Annotated in this window: 18 protein-coding genes; 14 read left to right on the top strand and 4 right to left on the bottom strand. The window is 40.9% G+C overall.

Annotation, left to right across the window (positions count from 1 at the left end; genetic code table 11):
• Nucleotides 1-105: 105 nt before the first annotated feature.
• The 4 genes from aspS (at nucleotide 106) to LU635_RS06240 (ending at nucleotide 4,237) form a co-directional block, all read left to right on the top strand.
• Nucleotides 106-1,854, top strand: coding sequence for an aspartate--tRNA ligase (gene aspS / locus LU635_RS06225; protein ID WP_240097282.1), 1,749 nt, complete (start codon nucleotides 106-108; stop codon nucleotides 1,852-1,854).
• A gap of 60 nt (nucleotides 1,855-1,914) precedes the next feature.
• A complete protein-coding gene (locus LU635_RS06230) occupies nucleotides 1,915-3,705 on the top strand; it encodes a chloride channel protein (protein WP_240097284.1) in 1,791 nt (596 codons plus the stop codon).
• Nucleotides 3,706-3,719: 14 nt separating this feature from the next.
• Nucleotides 3,720-3,947 (top strand): hypothetical protein, encoded by a 228-nt coding sequence (locus LU635_RS06235; RefSeq protein WP_240097286.1) that lies wholly within the window; start codon nucleotides 3,720-3,722, stop codon nucleotides 3,945-3,947.
• Between the two features lie 95 nt (nucleotides 3,948-4,042).
• Complete coding sequence (locus tag LU635_RS06240) at nucleotides 4,043-4,237, top strand: cold-shock protein (protein ID WP_131397137.1); 195 nt, start codon at nucleotides 4,043-4,045, stop codon at nucleotides 4,235-4,237.
• Nucleotides 4,238-4,287: 50 nt separating this feature from the next.
• Here LU635_RS06240 and LU635_RS06245 read toward each other — a convergent pair whose 3' ends face one another.
• Entirely contained in the window at nucleotides 4,288-5,253 is a 966-nt protein-coding gene (locus LU635_RS06245; protein ID WP_240097288.1) for an NAD-dependent epimerase/dehydratase family protein, read from the bottom strand.
• A 151-nt stretch (nucleotides 5,254-5,404) separates the two neighbouring features.
• Here LU635_RS06245 and LU635_RS06250 point away from each other — a divergent pair, with 151 nt between their 5' ends.
• From LU635_RS06250 to LU635_RS06265, 4 genes are all read left to right on the top strand, one after another.
• The gene (locus LU635_RS06250; protein ID WP_240097290.1) at nucleotides 5,405-5,962 is read left to right on the top strand and encodes a hypothetical protein; all 558 of its coding nucleotides are present in this window, start codon (nucleotides 5,405-5,407) and stop codon (nucleotides 5,960-5,962) included.
• A 41-nt stretch (nucleotides 5,963-6,003) separates the two neighbouring features.
• Complete coding sequence (locus tag LU635_RS06255) at nucleotides 6,004-6,534, top strand: nuclear transport factor 2 family protein (protein ID WP_240097292.1); 531 nt, start codon at nucleotides 6,004-6,006, stop codon at nucleotides 6,532-6,534.
• 47 nt (nucleotides 6,535-6,581) lie between these two features.
• On the top strand, nucleotides 6,582-9,404 hold the full coding sequence (locus tag LU635_RS06260; RefSeq protein WP_240097294.1) for a S9 family peptidase: 2,823 nt from the start codon (nucleotides 6,582-6,584) through the stop codon (nucleotides 9,402-9,404).
• A 67-nt stretch (nucleotides 9,405-9,471) separates the two neighbouring features.
• Complete coding sequence (locus LU635_RS06265) at nucleotides 9,472-11,538, top strand: M13 family metallopeptidase (RefSeq protein WP_240097297.1); 2,067 nt, start codon at nucleotides 9,472-9,474, stop codon at nucleotides 11,536-11,538.
• 166 nt (nucleotides 11,539-11,704) lie between these two features.
• On the opposite strand, the gene LU635_RS06270 is transcribed toward LU635_RS06265, so the two are convergent.
• Together LU635_RS06270 and LU635_RS06275 are read right to left on the bottom strand one after the other, a co-directional pair.
• The gene (locus LU635_RS06270) at nucleotides 11,705-12,064 is read right to left on the bottom strand and encodes a YraN family protein (protein WP_240097299.1); all 360 of its coding nucleotides are present in this window, start codon (nucleotides 12,062-12,064) and stop codon (nucleotides 11,705-11,707) included.
• Nucleotides 12,065-12,082: 18 nt separating this feature from the next.
• Nucleotides 12,083-12,664 (bottom strand): hypothetical protein, encoded by a 582-nt coding sequence (locus LU635_RS06275; RefSeq protein ID WP_240097301.1) that lies wholly within the window; start codon nucleotides 12,662-12,664, stop codon nucleotides 12,083-12,085.
• 122 nt (nucleotides 12,665-12,786) lie between these two features.
• On the opposite strand from LU635_RS06275, the gene metG reads away from it, so the two are divergent.
• From metG to LU635_RS06295, 4 genes are all read left to right on the top strand, one after another.
• Complete coding sequence (metG, locus tag LU635_RS06280) at nucleotides 12,787-14,862, top strand: methionine--tRNA ligase (RefSeq protein WP_240097303.1); 2,076 nt, start codon at nucleotides 12,787-12,789, stop codon at nucleotides 14,860-14,862.
• A 44-nt stretch (nucleotides 14,863-14,906) separates the two neighbouring features.
• Nucleotides 14,907-15,809: a histone deacetylase family protein gene (locus LU635_RS06285; protein ID WP_240097305.1), complete on the top strand. Its 903-nt coding sequence runs from the start codon at nucleotides 14,907-14,909 to the stop codon at nucleotides 15,807-15,809.
• A gap of 94 nt (nucleotides 15,810-15,903) precedes the next feature.
• Nucleotides 15,904-16,161 (top strand): DUF4212 domain-containing protein, encoded by a 258-nt coding sequence (locus LU635_RS06290; RefSeq protein WP_240097307.1) that lies wholly within the window; start codon nucleotides 15,904-15,906, stop codon nucleotides 16,159-16,161.
• A 26-nt stretch (nucleotides 16,162-16,187) separates the two neighbouring features.
• A complete protein-coding gene (locus tag LU635_RS06295) occupies nucleotides 16,188-17,957 on the top strand; it encodes a sodium:solute symporter family protein (protein WP_240097309.1) in 1,770 nt (589 codons plus the stop codon).
• Between the two features lie 66 nt (nucleotides 17,958-18,023).
• On the opposite strand, the gene LU635_RS06300 is transcribed toward LU635_RS06295, so the two are convergent.
• Nucleotides 18,024-18,356 (bottom strand): single-stranded DNA-binding protein, encoded by a 333-nt coding sequence (locus LU635_RS06300; RefSeq protein WP_240097312.1) that lies wholly within the window; start codon nucleotides 18,354-18,356, stop codon nucleotides 18,024-18,026.
• Between the two features lie 211 nt (nucleotides 18,357-18,567).
• On the opposite strand from LU635_RS06300, the gene LU635_RS06305 reads away from it, so the two are divergent.
• A complete protein-coding gene (locus tag LU635_RS06305) occupies nucleotides 18,568-19,191 on the top strand; it encodes a class I SAM-dependent DNA methyltransferase (protein WP_240097313.1) in 624 nt (207 codons plus the stop codon).
• The gene (locus LU635_RS06310; protein WP_240097315.1) at nucleotides 19,188-19,505 is read left to right on the top strand and encodes an antibiotic biosynthesis monooxygenase family protein; all 318 of its coding nucleotides are present in this window, start codon (nucleotides 19,188-19,190) and stop codon (nucleotides 19,503-19,505) included. Before LU635_RS06305 ends, LU635_RS06310 begins: the two co-directional genes overlap by 4 nt.
• The last annotated feature ends 25 nt before the right edge of the window (nucleotides 19,506-19,530 follow it).

Raw genomic sequence — 19,530 nt, forward strand, 5'->3', positions numbered from 1 at the left:
CTTTGTCAATGCATTAGGTAGATTATGTATTAATTTTAATTCATATTACTTATAGAAAACATAAGAACTTCTTACTTTTGTGCCCATTCTAAACTGAAGGATAAAATGTACAGAAGTCATACCTGTGGTGAACTAAACGCTAAACATATAGGTGAAAAAGTAAGCCTTTCCGGCTGGGTTCAAAAAGTAAGGAATAAAGGATTCATGATCTGGGTAGATCTTCGCGATCGCTACGGCCTTACCCAGCTGATCTTTGACGAGGAAAGATCTTCAAAAGATTTAATGGAAAAAGCTGAGAATCTGGCACGTGAATTCGTGATCCAGGTAGAAGGTAGTGTGATAGAAAGGGAATCCAAAAATCCTAATCTCCCTACCGGGGAAATTGAAGTTCTCGTAGAGGATTTCAAGATCCTTAATTCTTCTGTAACTCCCCCCTTCACTATTGAAGATGAAACTGACGGCGGTGAAGACCTTAGAATGAAATACCGATACCTTGATATTCGTCGAAATCCGGTAAAGAATAAACTGATCTTTCGCCATAAAGTGGCTATGCAGGTTAGAAACTATCTTTCGCAGGAAGGTTTTATCGAGGTTGAAACCCCTTATCTTATCAAATCAACTCCTGAAGGTGCCCGTGACTTTGTGGTGCCAAGCAGAATGAACGAAGGCCAGTTCTATGCCTTGCCCCAGTCTCCACAGACCTTTAAGCAGCTATTGATGGTTGGAGGAATGGATAAGTACTTTCAGATTGTAAAATGTTTCAGGGATGAAGATCTCAGAGCTGACAGACAGCCCGAATTTACTCAGGTAGACTGCGAGATGGCTTTTGTGGACCAGGAAGATATTCTGAATATCTTCGAAGGTCTAACCCGCCATCTTCTTAAAGAGATCAAGGCTGTTGAAGTAGATAAATTCCCAAGGATGACCTTTGATGAAGCTATGCGGAAGTATGGGAATGACAAGCCTGATATTCGCTTTGGAATGGAATTCGCCGAACTCAATGAACTTGCAAAGGATAAAGGCTTTAATGTTTTTGATCAACAGGAACTGGTAGTTGGTATCGCGGTTCCAAATGCCGCCAGTTTTACCAGAAAGGAAATTGATAATTTGATCTCCTGGGTTAAAAGACCTCAGGTTGGAGCCAACGGGCTTGTTTGGGCAAAATATAACGAAGACGGAAGCTTAAAATCCTCTGTAGATAAATTCTATTCTCAGGATGACCTTAAAGCCTGGGCAGATAAAACGGGAGCAAAGCCCGGAGACCTTATACTTGTAATGGCTGGCAATGCCGATAAAACCAGAACTCAGCTTAGCGCTCTACGAATGCATCTTGGCAATGAGCTTGGATTGAGGAAGGCTGATGAGTTCGCGCCTTTATGGGTAGTGGATTTCCCGCTTCTGGAATGGGATGAAGAGACAGAAAGATTCCACGCGATGCACCATCCATTCACCTCTCCAAAAAAAGAAGACTTTGCCCTTCTTGAAACAGAACCGGGTAAAGTCAGGGCCAATGCTTATGACCTTGTACTGAATGGAAATGAGATTGGTGGAGGATCAATAAGAATTCATGATAAAGAGACACAATCCCAAATGTTCAAATATCTTGGTTTCACCCCGGAAGAGGCTAAAGAACAATTCGGCTTTTTGATGGACGCATTCCAGTATGGTGCCCCCCCACATGGAGGGATCGCTTTTGGATTTGACCGGCTTGTAGCTATTCTTGGAGGCCAGGAAAGTATCAGGGATTTCATTGCCTTCCCTAAAAATAATGCAGGCAGGGATGTGATGATAGATGCTCCGGCAAAGCTGGATGAAGAACAACTTGATGAATTACATCTTAGATTGAAATTATAAAACTGTAAAATCCCGCATAATGCGGGATTTTATATCTTCACAGAATAATATCTCGGGACGGTGGCGAAATTCAGGAATTCCTTCTTGCACAGGTTTTTGAACTGGAAGTCCAGAAACCTTTCCCATCGCCAGTTTTTGATGATGCTCAGTGCGGTAATAGGTTTTGTATCGGGCATATTCGCGGTAATTATAAAAAACCTCACCCATCTAATCCAATCATTGCTGGAGGGCAAGTTTATTGCGAACTACCACGACGCCTTTTATTTTATATTTCCGGTAATAGGCCTTTTAATAGTCTACTTCATCATAAAATTTGTTTTTAAAAGAAAAGTAGGCCACGGTATCCCTACCACACTTTATGCAATCTCAAGGCAGAAGGGGATAATGAAACGTTTCCAGATGTATGCCTCTGTTATAACTGCTCCCATTACGGTAGGTTTTGGAGGATCGGTAGGACTGGAGGGACCCACCGTAGCAACCGGTGCTTCTCTTGGATCTAATATTTCCCGGATATTCATGATGAACCAGACCTCAAGGACTCTCCTTATAGGTTGTGCGGCGGCAGGAGCCATGTCTTCCATTTTTAAAGCACCAATTGCCGCGATTATTTTTGCAATTGAAGTCTTTAGCCTGGACCTGACCATAGCTTCGCTTCTACCTTTACTTATCGCTTCGGTTTCAGCAATACTTACCTCCTACTTCTTTTTTGGTAGTGAAATAATTTTACCATTTGAACTAAAAGATGCTTTTAATATTTCTGAGGTCCCCTATTACATATTACTCGGAATTTTAGCCTCTGCCTGTTCCCTTTATTTTTCAAAGATCTATTTTAATTTCACGCGTATCCTGGCTAAGATAACATCACCATTTGCCAGGTTGATTATCGCCGGACTTGCACTGGGAGTTTTGATCTATTTTATTCCCCCACTCTATGGGGAGGGTTATAATGTAGTGAACAACCTGCTACATGAAAATTATTTACAGGCTTTGGGCAACAACCTGTTTAATGCTTATCTGGATAACATATGGGTGGTTATCCTTTTACTGGCAGGACTTGTAGTCTTTAAGATCATTGCTTCTTCCCTCACATTTAGTGCTGGAGGAGTTGGAGGAATCTTCGCTCCCGTTATGTTTATGGGTAGCGCAATGGGACATTGTTTTGCCCTGATTCTTAATAACCTGGGGCTCTTTAAAAATACCATTTCAGTTAGTAATTTCACTTTAGTGGGTATGGCAGGATTAATGGCCGGAGTACTGCATGCACCCCTAACGGCAATTTTCCTTATCGCCGAGCTTACTCATGGTTATGAACTCTTTATTCCACTGATGATTACTTCTGCAATTTCATTTATGATCACTTCCAAATTTCAACCGCATTCGGTATATACTATGGAACTTGCACAGCGCGGGGACCTACTTACACATGACAAAGATCATACAGTTCTTACCCTCATGAATATAACCCGGGTGATCGAAAAGAATTTCATACCTATTGAAATAGACATGAATCTGGGCGATGTGATTCATCAGGGAGTGGTGAAATCATCACGTAATATTTTTCCTGTGATAGATGAAAATCGTAACTTCATGGGAATCATTTTACTGGATGATATCAGGCCGATAATGTTCGATGAAAAATTATATAATGAAGTAAAGGTGCAGGATATAATGCAGCAGGCCCCTGAAATTATTGATATTGAGAATGATCGAATGAAGGAGATCATGAAAAAATTCCAGGATAGCGAGGCATGGAACCTGCCGGTGGTTAAAGAAGGCAAGTACATCGGATTCATTTCAAAGTCCAAACTCTTAACTGCCTACCGACAAAAATTAATAGAAGTTACCGTATAGCTATGAATTTATTTATGAAAATATTAGGAATTCTCATCCTTATAGCCATCGCTGTTGGTTTTTATTTTCGACTCACTGGTGAGGTGTTAACCGGCGACAGGATCATAGGAATTTCTGTACTTGTAAGTGCCTTTATTCTAATGCCAGTCTTCCTTTATGTGCGATGGAAAGGCAAAAGACTAAAAGACTATACACTATCTGAAGAGAACATGAAAAAGATGCGGGATCGCGGGATCGATTAGAAATCTTAACATAAAAAAATCACAAAAAATTCTGATTTTCAACCAATTCTAAATTTTTATCTATTATGTTTGTTCTTTATTAATTATTATTTTTTATGCAAGGCACAGTTAAATTTTTCAATGAATCTAAAGGTTATGGATTCATTACCAACGACGAAACCAAAAGAGACATCTTTGTACACGTAACCGGCCTGAATGGTGAAACAATCCAGGAAGGTGACAGAGTTGAATACGAAGAAACAGAAGGAAGAAAAGGAGTGAACGCTACTGAAGTACGCGTGATCGAATAACATATTTTTTCTGAGTACGAAGTAAAAAAGCCGCTAAAAAGCGGCTTTTCTTATTTATTGGCATTTTCTTTCAGTGTATCTTCTACGCCCTTAAGCATAGTCTTTGTCATCTTCTCCAGATCGAACTCATACTTCCAACCCCAGTCTTCTCTGGCCGCAGAGTCGTCTATACTGGAAGGCCATGATTCGGCAATGCTTTGTCTGAAATCGGGTTTATAGGAGATCTTAAAATTATCAATATGTTTGCCTATCTCCCGGGCCAGGATTTCAGGAGTAAAACTTATCGCTCCTAGATTATAAGAAGATCTTATTTTTATATTTTCAGCCGGTGCTTCCATGATATCTATAGTAGCCTTTATTGCATCATCCATGTACATCATGGGAAGGGCTGCATCACTGGCAAGGAAACTGGTATATTCTGAATTCTTTAAAGCCTCGTGAAATATCTCGATGGCATAATCTGTGGTTCCGCCTCCCGGCAGGGTTTTATAACTGATTATTCCGGGATACCTTATACTGCGCACGTCTACTCCGAATTTCCTGTGAAAATACTCGCACCATCTTTCCCCGGTTTGTTTACTTATTCCATAAACCGTGGTAGGTTCCATGATAGTGGTTTGCGGGGTATTGTCTTTTGGCGTTGTAGGCCCAAAAACTGCTATGCTGGAAGGCCAGAAAATCTTCTCTATTTTTCCTTCCTTCCCAAGATTAAGAATATGAAATAGAGAGTCCATATTAAGGTCCCAGGCCTTCATAGGAGCCTTTTCAGCCGTTGCGCTAAGCATGGCCGCCATAAGGTAAACCTCTTTTATTTCGTGTTTTTCAATAACCTCCTTAATTCGAGATTCATCGGTAGCATTCAATATTTCAAAAGGCCCCGATTGCATTAATTCTTTGGCACCTTCGCGTATATCACTGGCAACAACCTCATCGTTCCCGTGAATCTCCCTCAACTTCAAAGTAAGCTCGGTACCTATCTGTCCACAGGCACCAATGATCAAAATCCTTCCGACCATAGATTATATTTTTTGCAAATATATTTAATTATATAGAGGAAATCGTAATATAAGTATTTTAATAGCATTACTTTTTAAGGATTCTTCAATGCATTTTTCTCCCGGAATTACGGTAAAATATCAATAACTTTGTAAGATAGCGATTCAAATTATGAAGAAATTCATCCTTTTCATATCTATTCTTGCATTTGTTTGTTGTAAAACAGAACAGGATGCGGAAAATTCGGCCGAGGAAGCTGTAGACACCACGGCATTCCAGGCAAAAATAACGATCGATGATCGCGACCTTAGCCTGAGACCCGAAGCCAGGGATTATGCACTGGGATGGGTAGAATTTATCACTGCCCAGAATGAAATAGAGAACCTCAACAATTCTACCGTAAATGAGGTGATGAATAATGCCGGGGCCATTGCCCAGATCATGGAATCATTAAAGAATTCGGCACCAGACAGTTTAAGATCGGTTCCTGTAGAGGCCAGACTAAATGTAGTGAGTACAAAAGCCCAGCTATTAAAACAATATGCAGGCAAACAGGAACCCGATGCGGAAGTGATCACAAAAACAACAAAAGAATTACATCAGGAATTTAATAATCTTAAGTTACAGATGAATGAAATTTTCCTGAAAAGCCTGGAGGATTTTGAAAAGGAACTGGATGAATTTGAACAACAGGAAAAAGAGCAGGACTCTACATCTAACGACTTTTAACCAAGCTTTAAAAATTGTAACTTAATGCAAATTTCCAATCAATGAAGAAAATAGCTCTAATAAGTCTTTTCTTAACTGGATTGTTTCTGTTTCCAGCTATGAATGCACAGGTTAAAAATACCGAGCAAAATATACTTTCCACCAAACGGAACATCATCAAAAATCTTGATGCCTGGCATAAAGCTGCTGCCAAAGCGAATTTTAAAGATTATTTTAATCTTATGACCGATGATGCAGTTTTCATTGGAACAGATCCTACCGAAAACTGGAATCTGCAGGAGTTCAAAGAATTCTCCCGCCCATACTTTGATTCAGGCAAAGCCTGGAGTTTTAAGGCTATAGAACGGAATGTGTATCATATAGAGAACCGAAGATTCGCCTGGTTCGATGAACTACTTGATACCCATATGGGGATTTGTCGTGGTTCCGGGGTAATGGTCAAGGAAAACGGAAAATGGAAAGTTCAGCATTATGTACTTTCAATCACCATTCCCAACGAAAATGTGGACGAAATAACCCTTCTGAAAAAGGAATTTGAGGAAGAACTTATCTCCAGGCTTCGCGACAATTAAACCTTTTCCCTGTTTTCTTATCAAACTTATAAACCAAACTGAACAATATGCATACACGTATTGCCCTACTACTGTTTTTAATAATTTCTATCTCAGGATTATCACAGGAAAAAAAAGTTCTTACTCACGAAGATTATGACTTATGGAAAATGATCCAGAATCCTCAAATATCCGGTTCAGGAGATCTGATAGTAACCGAAGTGACCACTACCACAGGTCGTGGGGATGGCTACCTGAAGATTTTCAATAAAAAGACTGGGAAAAGCGCCCAGTTCCATAATGGGTACCGGGCCAACATCTCTGCCAATGAGGAGCATGTATTCTTCCTGCGAAAACCTGATTATGAAGTTACCCGCCAGGAGAAAAAGGAAGATGTAAAAAAGGAGAAACAGTCTAAAGATGATTTTTTCATTTTTGATATAAAAGCCCACGTATTAACTGACAGTATAGCCAGGGTAAAAAGTTTTAAGGCACCTGAAGAATATTCCGGGTGGGTATTGATCGAAAAATTAAAGGACTTAAAACCCGAAAAAGAAAAAGACTCTGCAAAACTTGAGGAGAAGTCAAAAGATTCTCTGAAAGCAGATAAAAATCTTGCCCTGGAAGCAGACTATGCGCTGGTTTACGACCTGAAGTCAGGAAATTCAGACACTATTTTCCAGATCAAGGAATTCAAAATTGCTGAAAATGAGCCAGCTCTCTACTTCTCTAAAACAAAAGGTGAGAAAAAAGGAGATATCGGAGTCTTTGAATTCGACCTGAGAAACCATTCGCAGCAAGTAATCGATACCGGCAGATTTGCCTATGAGAAACTATCTGTGAGCAAACATGGAGATCAAATGGCATATGTTTCGGCCAGAGATTCCATTGAAACCGACAGCCTTAAGTTTGAACTTTTTCATCTCCAGGAAGGGAAACTCAGCCAGGTTACTGATACGCTTGGAAAAAATCTTCGAAAAAACTGGGAATTGAGTGCCGCCCAGGCGCCATTCTTTTCAGAAAATGGAAAAAGGCTTTATTATTATTCCAGGCCATCAAGAAACTTCGATATAGACACTACTTTACTGGAAGAAGAAATTCCTGATGTAGACGTGTGGACCTACAAAGACAAACTAATACAACCGGAACAGAAGGTAAATCTGAAAGAACTGGAGAACAAAGCATATCTTTCCTATTTAAATACCGAAACCAAAAAGGTGGTTCCCCTTCACGATGATAAACTTGAATATATAGATCTTGACAAAGATGCTGAACAAAGATATGTTCTGGGTTATACAACTTCTCCTTATGACGTATCCCGTTCCTGGCGATACCCGTGGCTCAGGGATTTTTATATAGTTGACACGGAAACAGGAGAAAAAAGACTGGCCTTAAAGGAAACTGCAGCCAGGCCCGAACTCTCTCCTGATGGAAAATATGCCATTTACTTCGACACCGAAAGTCAGGACTGGTGGGTACTTAATCTGGAAAAAAACGAAAAGAGAAATCTTACAGCTGGCCTTGAAGTTCCTTTCTACGATGTGGAAAATGATGTTCCTGCAGCGCCCTGGGCATACGGTAATGGAGGTTTTACTGAGGATGGAAAAGCACTTCTTTTCGACCAGTATGATATCTGGATGGCAGATCTTGATAAAAGCTCACAGCCTGAAAACATCACAGAGAATGGAAGAGAGAATAAAATTGTATACAGAAGCCTGCGTCTTAACCCGGAAAACAGGGATGAAGCTTCTTATTTTAAGAACCGACTGCTAATAAATGCCTTTGATAAGAAAGACAAAACCGAAAGTCTTTTCTTATTGAATCCGAAAAATGGTAAAAAAGAGGCCATTTTAGATCCCGAAGGAATGATCCTGTACGGCTATCTTCTTGCCGAAGATGCTAACAGCCTCCTTTACAGAAAGGAGAACTTTACAACCTATCCGGATCTTTATCTTTATGAAGGGAGAACAGGAAATTCTATCAAGCTTACCAATGCGAACCCGCAGCAAAAAGATTTTAAATGGGGAACTTCAGAAGCATTCAGCTGGAAAGCTTACGATGGGACAGAGCTGGAAGGAATTATCTATAAACCCGATAATTTTGACCCGGATAAACAATACCCATTGATCACGTATTTCTATGAAAAAAGAAGTGACAATCTGAACAATTACTATTCACCTCAACCCAGCGCCTCTATAGTAAACATGTCTTACCTCGTGAGCAACGATTATGTGGTATTTGTGCCCGATATTATCTATACTGAGGGAAAACCTGGTGAAAGTGCGTATAACTGTATAGTTTCGGGTGTTGAAGCGGTTGAAGAACTTGGGTATATAGATCCAGAGAATATGGCTATACAAGGCCAGAGCTGGGGAGGTTACCAGGTCGCTTACCTGGTGACCAAAACCGATAAATTCGCAGCGGCTATGGCTGGTGCGCCGGTTAGTAACATGACCTCGGCCTATGGAGGAATAAGATGGGGAAGCGGGCTCAGTCGTGCCTTCCAGTACGAGAAGACCCAGAGTCGTATAGGAAAGAATCTATGGGAAGGCCTTGACCTTTACCTGGAGAATTCACCGCTATTTGGAATTCCCGAAATTGAGACCCCGCTCTTGATGATGCATAACGATGAAGATGGCGCCGTTCCATATTACCAGGGCATTGAAATGTTCATGGGAATGAGAAGGCTGAACAAACCAGCCTGGCTTCTGGTATACAATAACGAGGCCCATAACCTTCGAAAGATGAAGAATCGCCAGGATCTTTCAATAAGAATGATGCAGTTCTTCGACCATTATTTAAAGGACGAACCCGCACCAGTTTGGATGACTCAGGGCGTACCGGCAGTAATGAAAGGAAAGGATCTGCAGTATGATCTGGAAGATGAATAATTTGTTTTTCATTTGAGTTCTTTTAATAAATTAGCAAGCGAGTTTTTAAACTTATATAATTAAAAAAATGAAGAAAATAAATAGTTTAGTGATCTTATCCCTTGTCGGATTGGGGCTTTTATCTGCCTGTGGCGATGATGATAAGAAAATTGAAAAAGAAGAGGTGCATGGCATCAATCTGGCCTATATGGACACAACTACAAGTCCTCAGGAAGACTTTTTCAGATATGTTAACGGTACTTGGTTAGATTCTACTGAAATCCCCAGTGACAGAACAACCTGGGGAAGTTTTCAGGAGTTAAGGCAGAGAACCGATGAAGATGCTTTGGCTCTTCTTGAAGGTGCTTCAAAAAGCGATAGTCTTAATGCCTCAAGTGATCAGGCAAAAGCAGTATTCCTTTATAAAAGCATCATGGATACAGTGACACGTAACCAGCAGGGAATTGAGCCGGTAAAACCTTACCTGAAAAAAATCGATGCTATCGAGACCAAAGAAGACCTCCAGAACTTCCTCGTTGAAATGAACGAATATGGAAGCGCCGGCTTCTTTGGATTTGGTGTTCGTGCAGACAGAAAAAACAGTAATATGAACGCCGCATATCTATATCCCTCCGGGTTAGGTTTACCAGACAGGGATTATTATGTAGCTGATGATTCAGATTCAAAGGAAAAAAGAGAGAAGTATAAGACATATATCGCTGAGATGCTTCAGTATCTTGACTATTCTGAAGAAGAAGCCGAAAAGGAAGCTGAAACCATCCTTGATTTTGAGACCAGCCTTGCAGAACCTCAGCTTGACAAGGTAGACAGAAGGGATGCGAGAAAAACCTATAACCCAATGACGGTGGCAGAACTGCAAAACACCGTTCCATCGATGCAATGGAACGAATATTTTGAAGGAATAGGTGCCAAAGATCTGGATACGATAATTGTTTCCCAGCCAGAATACATGAAGGCTCTTCAGGATATTATCGCTGAAAATTCGGTAGAGGACTGGAAATCATATCTTAAATGGAACCTTTTTAATGATGCGGCTCCGGCTCTAACCACCGAGCTTGAATACAAGAACTGGGAGTTCTATGACAAAACCCTTCAGGGAGCACAGGAACAACGTCCAAGAAAGGAAAGAGCTTTAGCTACAGTAAATCACACCATAGGTGAAGCTCTTGGAAAACTTTATGTAGAAGAACATTTTCCGGCAGAGGCCAAGCAAAAAGCCCGAGAAATGATCGCTAATATTGTAAAGGCCTACGAAAAAAGGATAAATGATCTTAGCTGGATGAGCGAGGACACAAAGAAAAAAGCCCAGGAAAAATTAAGCACCTTTACAGTTAAAGTGGGATATCCTGATAAATGGAAAGATTACAGTGATCTTGAAGTGAAAGCACCTGAAGAGGGAGGTTCATATTTTCAGAATATGCTGAATGCTCAAAAATGGAGAGTATCTGAAAATCTTGCCGACCTTGGACAACCGGTTGACAAAACCGAATGGTATATGCCACCGCAAACGGTGAATGCATACTATAACCCAAGCTTTAATGAGATCGTATTTCCGGCAGCTATCCTGCAGCCTCCGTTCTATGACTACAAGGCCGATGCTGCCGTAAATTATGGTGGAATCGGAGCTGTTATTGGTCATGAGATCTCGCACGGGTTTGATGATAGCGGGGCTCGTTTCGATGCCGAAGGGAACCTCAACAACTGGTGGACAGACGAAGATCTTGAGCAGTTTGAAGATCTTGGAGGAGATCTTGCCGAAATGTACAGCAATATAGAAGTACTTGATAGCATCTATATCAACGGAAAGTTCACCCTTGGGGAGAACATAGGTGATCTTGGCGGAGTGAATGCTGCTTATGACGGACTACAGATACACCTTGCAGAACACGGAAACCCTGGAAAAATTGACGGATTCACACCGGAGCAAAGATTCTTCCTTTCATGGGCTACCGTATGGAGAACTAAAATGAGGGATGAAGCACTTAAGAATAGGATCAAGACCGATCCTCATTCTCCTGGAATGTACAGAGCCTATGTGCCTCTTCAAAATATCGATGCCTGGTATGATGCCTTTCTTATCGAAGAAGGAGATCCAATGTATGTAAAGCCTGAAGAAAGAGTAAGGATCTGGTAAAGAAGAATAAAATTGATATTTAAAAAAAAAGGCCGGTTATTAATAGCCGGTCTTTTTTATTCTTTATTGAGTCTATCCTTCCCTCGACCTGACACACCTTTAATTTCTAATATTTGTCATCCCCAACTCCTAGACTACGCTCAGTACAGACTATTCCTATCCTCCTCTAAAAATATAAAAAAGCATCCTGAATGTGTTCAATCCTTGTTCCTGCCTTGTTCTTTACGATCCCAATAATATCAAAACGTACATCTACATCCAGTTCCTTTTCTTCCACAAAATGATTCATCGCCTTCACCAGCTGTTTGATCTGTTTAGGTTTTACAAAATCCTGGGGATTGCCAAATTCGGGTGTGCTTCTGGTTTTGACCTCAGCCGCTATGAGAAGGTTACCTCTTTTCGCAATAATATCTATTTCAGCTTTCTGATAACGGTAATTTCGCTCCAGGATCTCATATTCTTTTAGCATAAGATATTCGGCAGCAAGGTTCTCGCCTTTCTTTCCAAGTTTATTATGCTCTGCCATAGATCTCGATCTTTTTGTTTAAATAGCGTAATTAATCATAATAGAAGTCACTTCCAGGTCCAGCGCTTCTATCTCTTCAGGGGTAGCTTCAATAATATGATCCCCGTAGAATTTATTTTCGTGCTCATTCTGCGGAGCAAGGAAAACCCGCAGGCCGCTATTTTCCAGTTTCCCGTCGTTCCACACAACAGCCCCGCTGTAATCCCAACCGAATCCGTAGAAGGAAACAGGCTTAGCATTAAGTCTGGTAAGTTCGTCATAGCTGGTACCAATTTTCACACCAGTTTCAGATTTCCATTTTCCATTGCTGGCATAACGAAGATCATGGATCCTGCTTCGCGCCTCATCCTGCCAGGTGATATGCAATTCATCGGGAGTACCCGGATAGAGAATAGTATAAGGCCTTTCATCTGTTCCTTCTTCAAAAAGGTCGGTTCCCTCCTTAATATTTGCATCAGGATAATTCCTTTCAATATCCTGGGCATCCATTTTCCTAAGATTTTCTATAGTATACTTGGCAGTACTCCCGGAAGTTCCTTTTTTTGCACTATTACACCCTGCCAGTAAAATTATTGCAGATATGATAAGAATCTTACGCATCTCGATTAGGTTTTAGGTAAAAGTAGAAAGTTATTGTTCATAGCTTTTGCCTTTTGCAAGAATTTAACGCGTATTAGCACACCTTTGCTTAACTTTACGGCTCTTAAAAAGTAGACAGAATAATGAACAAAAATCCTCAGAGATTTACGATCACGGCGGCCTTACCTTACACCAACGGGCCTATACATATTGGACATTTGGCCGGTGTATATGTACCGGCAGACATCTATTCCCGTTTTCTGCGAATGCAGGGGCATGATGTGGCTTTTGTTTGTGGGAGTGATGAGCACGGAGTACCAATTACCATCAAAGCTAAAAAGGAAGGGGTGAGCCCTCAGGATGTAGTTGATAAATACGATGCGATCATCAAGAAATCTTTTGAGGAATTTGGGGTTAGTTTTGACAATTACTCACGTACTTCAGGAAAAACTCACCATGAAACCGCTTCTGCTTTCTTCAAAAAGATGTTTGAAGATGGTAAATTTATTGAAGAAACTACCAAACAGTTATATGACGCAGAGGCTGGTCAGTTCCTGGCAGATCGTTTCGTGACCGGGACATGCCCGAAATGTGGAAATGAAGAAGCATATGGAGACCAGTGTGAAAGCTGCGGAACTTCTCTTAATGCCACCGACCTGATAAATCCGAAATCAACATTAACCGGAGCTGTTCCAACTTTGAAAGAGACCAGACACTGGTTTCTTCCTTTAGATCAGTATGAAGACTGGCTTAAAGAGTGGATACTTAAAGGGCATAAAGCCGACTGGAAAAGTAATGTTTATGGCCAGGTGAAAAGCTGGATAGATGACGGACTCAGACCAAGAGCTGTTACCAGAGACCTGGATTGGGGTATTCCTGTTCCTGTTGAAGGAGGCGAAGGAAAAGTTCTTTATGTATGGTTTGATGCTCCTATAGGTTACATTTCATCAACCAAAGAATGGGCGGCCAGAGAAGGTAAAGACTGGGAGCCTTACTGGAAAGATGAGAACACCAAGCTTATACATTTTATAGGGAAAGACAATATCGTATTTCACTGTATCATTTTCCCGGTGATGCTCAAAGCTCATGGAGATTATATCCTACCTGAAAACGTCCCCGCCAATGAATTTTTGAACCTGGAAGGCAAAAAGCTTTCCACTTCAAAGAACTGGGCAGTATGGCTACATGAATATCTTGAGGACTTCCCTGAACAGCAGGACGTTTTGAGATATGTTCTAACTGCTAATGCTCCTGAAACCAAGGACAACGATTTCACCTGGAAGGATTTCCAGGCGAGAAACAATAATGAACTGGTTGCCATTTTTGGCAATTTCATTAACCGGGTAGTTGTACTTACTAACAAGTATTACAATGGAATAGTTCCCCAGCCGGGAGAATATTCAGAAGTAGATAGAAAAACCATCGAAGAGCTGAAGGCGTATCCATCAGTGATTGCCAGCTCTATAGAAAAATATCGTTTTAGAGAAGCCCAGGGAGAATTAATGAATCTTGCCCGATTAGGGAATAAATACCTGGCCGATGAGGAACCCTGGAAACTGATCAAGACCGATCAAGAAAGAGTTAAAACCATTATGTATGTGGCGCTTCAGATAGCTTCAGCACTTTCAATCATAAGCGAACCCTTCCTTCCGTTCACTTCGGAAAAGCTAAAGAGAATGCTCAACCAAACGGAAGAAGCTTCAGGAGCTACTCCGGAATGGGATATTATTGGAACAAAAGAGGCTCTGATAGAAGCGGGTCATCAGATTGGAAAAGGCGAATTACTTTTCAGCAAAATAGATGATCAACAAATAGAACATCAACTCGAAAAACTGAAGGCGACGAAAACCGCAAACGAAATGGAAAACCAAAAGGCCGAACCTCAGAAAGAGACCGCAAGTTTTGAAGATTTCACTAAAATGGACATGCGCGTCGGGACGATAATCGAAGCCAAAAAAATGCCCAAAACCAAGAAATTAATGGTTCTTAAGGTAGACACAGGGCTGGATCAAAGAACGATTGTTTCAGGAATTGCAGAGCATTTTAAAGCTGAAGATATTATTGGCAAAAAAGTTACCGTTCTGGTTAACCTTGCTCCAAGGAAACTACGCGGAGTGGAAAGTGAAGGTATGATCCTGATGACGGAAAATGCAGAGGGAAAACTGGTATTTGTGAATCCCGACGAAGCGAATGTGAATAATGGTACTACTATAAATTAAGAGTAAGCCTCACGGGTTTTTAAACCTGTGAGGTTTCAGGCTTCATGCTAAAGATCGCCTATCATCCTATTTATAAACATCCCCTCCCGGAGGGGCATCGGTTCCCGATGGAAAAATATGAGCTATTACCAAAACAGCTATTGCATGAGGGAACCTGTGATAAAAACAATTTCTTTGAACCCGGCTTCCCTGAAGAGGATTATATACTCTTTGCTCACGAAAAAGACTATTTTGAAAGGCTGAAAGCTTTAAAACTGGATAGAAAAGAGATCCGTAAATCCGGCTTCCCGCTGTCCCAGGAGTTAGTAGAACGCGAACTAATAATCGCAGACGGAACCATCAAATCCTGTCATTATGCTCTTGAATATGGAATAGCTATGAATATTGCCGGTGGAACGCATCATGCCTATACCAACAGTGCCGAGGCTTTCTGCCTTTTGAATGACCAGGCCATAGGAGCCAGATATCTTCAAAATCAAAAACTGGCAAAACAAATCCTTATTGTAGACCTGGACGTTCATCAGGGAAATGGAACGGCAGAGATATTTCAGAATGATCCTTCCGTATTCACATTTTCGATGCACGGGAAAGGAAATTACCCATTCAAAAAGGAAAGTTCTGATCTGGATATAGAGCTTGAAGACGGGACCAGTGACGATGCTTACCTGAATAAACTAAAGTCCGTACTCCCAAACCTGATAGAGGAGGTTCAGCCCGATTTTATTTTCTACCTGTGCGGGGTAGATATTCTGGAGACCGATAAACTTGGAAGGCTTTCATGTACAATTTCCGGGTGTAAGGAACGCGATAAATTCGTACTTCAAACCTGTCATGAACTTGGTATTCCAGTTGAATGTAGCATGGGGGGCGGATATTCCAAAGATATCCGACTTATTATTGAAGCTCATGCAAATACTTACCGACTTGCCCAGGATATCTATTTCTAGGATTTTTCACTATTTTTAGATTGAATTATATATAATTTTAATTTTTTAATAATATTACTATTATATTCGTAAAAACTACATTTATTTTTTACGGATGAAATCCAGATCAAATGCCAGGGCCTATTGGAGAGCAAATCTCAAATATCTCCTGATTCTTCTTTCTGTCTGGTTTGCTGTTTCTTTTGGAGCAGGTATCCTGTTCAAGGATTTTCTAAACCAATTTCGCCTTGGCGGGTTTAAACTCGGCTTCTGGTTTGCACAGCAGGGTTCTATCTATGTTTTTGTGAGTTTGATTTTTATATATATCCGCCTTATGAACAAACTGGATAAAAAGCATGGATATAGTGAATAAATAATTTACCTGTTAAGCCCCATTTTATGGATGTACAAATATGGACCTGGATCCTGGTTGGATTAAGCTTTGCGCTTTATTTTGGAATAGCCATCTGGGCAAGAGCCTCTTCAACAAAAGATTTTTATGTAGCAGGAAGCGGGGTTTCCCCCATTGCCAATGGTATGGCCACCGCAGCCGACTGGATGAGTGCTGCCTCTTTTATTTCCATGGCCGGGATTATTTCCTTTATTGGCTACGACGGATCGGTATATCTCATGGGCTGGACCGGGGGGTATGTCTTACTGGCCCTTCTCCTGGCTCCTTATCTTAGGAAATTTGGAAAATTTACGGTTCCCGATTTCATTGGAGATCGCTATTATTCTAATGCCGCAAGAACAGTGGCCATCATCTGTGCCCTCATAGTTTCTTTTACTTATGTGGCCGGACAGATGCGAGGAGTAGGAATTGTTTTCTCTCAGTTCCTTCAGGTAGAGATCACCTATGGGGTTATAATAGGTATGGTGGTAGTTCTGGTTTTTGCCTTATTAGGCGGAATGAAGGGGATTACCTATACACAGGTCGCACAATACTGCGTTCTGATTTTTGCCTTTATGGTGCCCGCCATTTTTATTTCCATTCAGATGACAGGAAATCCCATCCCGCAAATTGGAATGGGTGAAAAATTACCGGATGGAACTTTTTTACTGGATAAACTGGATAACCTTCATACTCAATTAGGTTTTAAAGAATATACCGATGGATCTAAATCTACCTGGGATGTTTTTGCAATTACCCTGGCACTTATGGCCGGAACCTCAGGCTTACCTCATGTGATAGTAAGGTTTTTCACAGTTCCAAAAGTCAGGGATGCACGTAAATCTGCCGGGTATGCCCTTTTGCTGATAGCTGTTTTATATACTACCGCCCCTGCCGTTTCGGTATTTGCAAGAACCAATTTAATCGAAACAGTACAAAACAAAGCGTATACAAGCCTTCCGCCCTGGTTCAAGAACTGGGAAAACACCGGTCTTATTTCCTGGACCGATAAAAATAATGACGGAAAAATTCAGTATGCGAATTCTGAAGCAGTGGATGGTACACCCGAATTTACAGAAGCCAGGGGCGCATATGGAGAAAGAGTGATCTCTAATCCCTCATCAGCTAAAAACGAATTATATGTTGACCGGGATATCATGGTGCTAGCTAATCCAGAAATTGCCAATTTACCTAACTGGGTAATTGCCCTTGTAGCGGCAGGTGGACTTGCAGCTGCTTTATCTACGGCAGCAGGTTTACTCCTGGTTATTTCCACCTCTATTTCTCATGATCTATTAAAAAAGCAATTAAAACCTAATATCACAGACAATCAGGAGCTCCTGGCAGCACGTATCAGTATACTTCTAGCAGTATTAGTAGCAGGCTTATTTGGCATCTATCCTCCAGGTTTTGTGGCGGCAGTAGTAGCCTTGGCATTCGGACTTGCTGCGGCTTCATTTTTTCCTGCCATTGTTCTGGGAATATTCGACAAGAGAATGAACAAAGAGGGAGCTATTAGTGGAATGGTCGTTGGAATTAGCTTGATGCTCTTCTATATGATTAGATTTAAAACCGGATTTTACGGAATAGATCCACGTCCTGAATCCGAATGGTGGTTTGGAACTTCTCCCGAAGGATTCGGTGTCATTGCCATGAGTTTAAATATCATCATCGCGGTTGTTGTTTCAAGACTTACTTCACCTCCTCCAGAAGAAGTCCAAAATATTGTGGAAGATATCCGGATCCCGTCAGGAGTCGGCAAAGCTTCTAATCATTAATGGTTGTTAAAAATAAAAAGAACACTCCGGCCATACCAGAGTGTTCTTTTCCAACCACAACATCCATTACTTACCCAATAGTAGCAGCTCATTACAAACGACCTCGGTAATATATCTTTTATTCCCGTCCTTATCCTCATAACTCCTGCTGGTTAGTTTTCCTTCGATCCCGACTTCCTTTCCTTTTGGAACATAATTCTCAACAAGTTCAGCGGTCTTACCCCAGGCCACGATATTGTGCCATTGTGTATCTGTGATCTTCTCTCCTTTGGAGTTTTTATAGCTCTCATTGGTGGCGATTGAAAATTTTGCCAGTTTCTTTCCAGATTCAAGGTTTACGATCTCAGGCTCATTACCTACGTGTCCGATCAATTGTACTGTGTTTCTTAAAGTGCTCATAACTATAGAATTTATTGCAGTTGAAAATCATTCGTTCATTTCAACAGGACAAATGTGATACAGAGCTCCGGCCGTATTCGTATAAAAAGTATTTGTTTACGTTTACTTGCGTTTGTAAGCGTTTGTAAACGATTAATGTGCCTAAAATTGGGCAGGCCAAAGAATTAATTCCTACATATTCCTTAAATTCATTCCTGAATATTTTCAGGATATGAGCATTGAAAAAGCATATGATGAATGGTCTGCCCAGTATGATACGAATAAGAACCGGACAAGAGACCTGGACAAACTTGCAACACAAAATGTCCTTAGGGATATACCTTTCAATAAGGTGCTTGAACTGGGCTGTGGCACGGGAAAGAATACCGAATGGCTTCTACATCGGGCAGAGAAGATCCTTGCCGTAGATTTTTCTGAGAAAATGCTTAAAATCGCCAGAGAAAAGTTCAGCAGTCCTGATGTAAGGTTTCAAAGGGCTGATATAACAAAAAGCTGGGTATGGACCTCGGAAAAATATGATCTCGTTACCTGTAACCTAATCCTGGAACATATAGAAAACCTGGATTTCATCTTTCAGCGGGCTTTCTCAAGCTTGGAACCTGGTGGATACTTCTTTGTCTCAGAATTACATCCTTTTAAGCAATATAAAGGAACCAAAGCCAGGTTTGAAAATCAGGATAAAAAGATAGAACTGCAAACCTATACCCACCACATTTCTGAATTCACAACGGCAGCAATCAGGGCTGGCTTTAAGCTTCAGCAACTCAACGAATGGTTTGATAAAGACCAGCAGGAAACACCAAGATTAATAAGCTTCTTATTCTATAAAAAATGATCGCAAAAACCCCCAGACCTCCTTATTATGTAGTGATCTTCACTTCAGTAAAAAAAGAAAATGATTCGGGCTATGAAGAAATGGCAATGAAAATGGAAGAACTGGCTAAAGAGCAACCGGGTTATTTAGGATTCGAATCAGCCAGGGAAGAACTGGGCATCAGCATTTCTTACTGGAAAGACCTGGAAAGCATCAAAAACTGGAAAGAAAATTCTGAACATCTCATAGCTCAGGAAACTGGGAGAAAGCATTGGTACAGAGCTTATAAGATAAGAATCGCAAAGGTAGAAAGAGATTATGCCTATACCAATTAGGAATCTGCACGCAACCATTAACCAT

Origin of the sequence: Christiangramia crocea (assembly GCF_022410465.1) — a bacterium.
GTDB classification, from domain to species: domain Bacteria; phylum Bacteroidota; class Bacteroidia; order Flavobacteriales; family Flavobacteriaceae; genus Christiangramia; species Christiangramia crocea.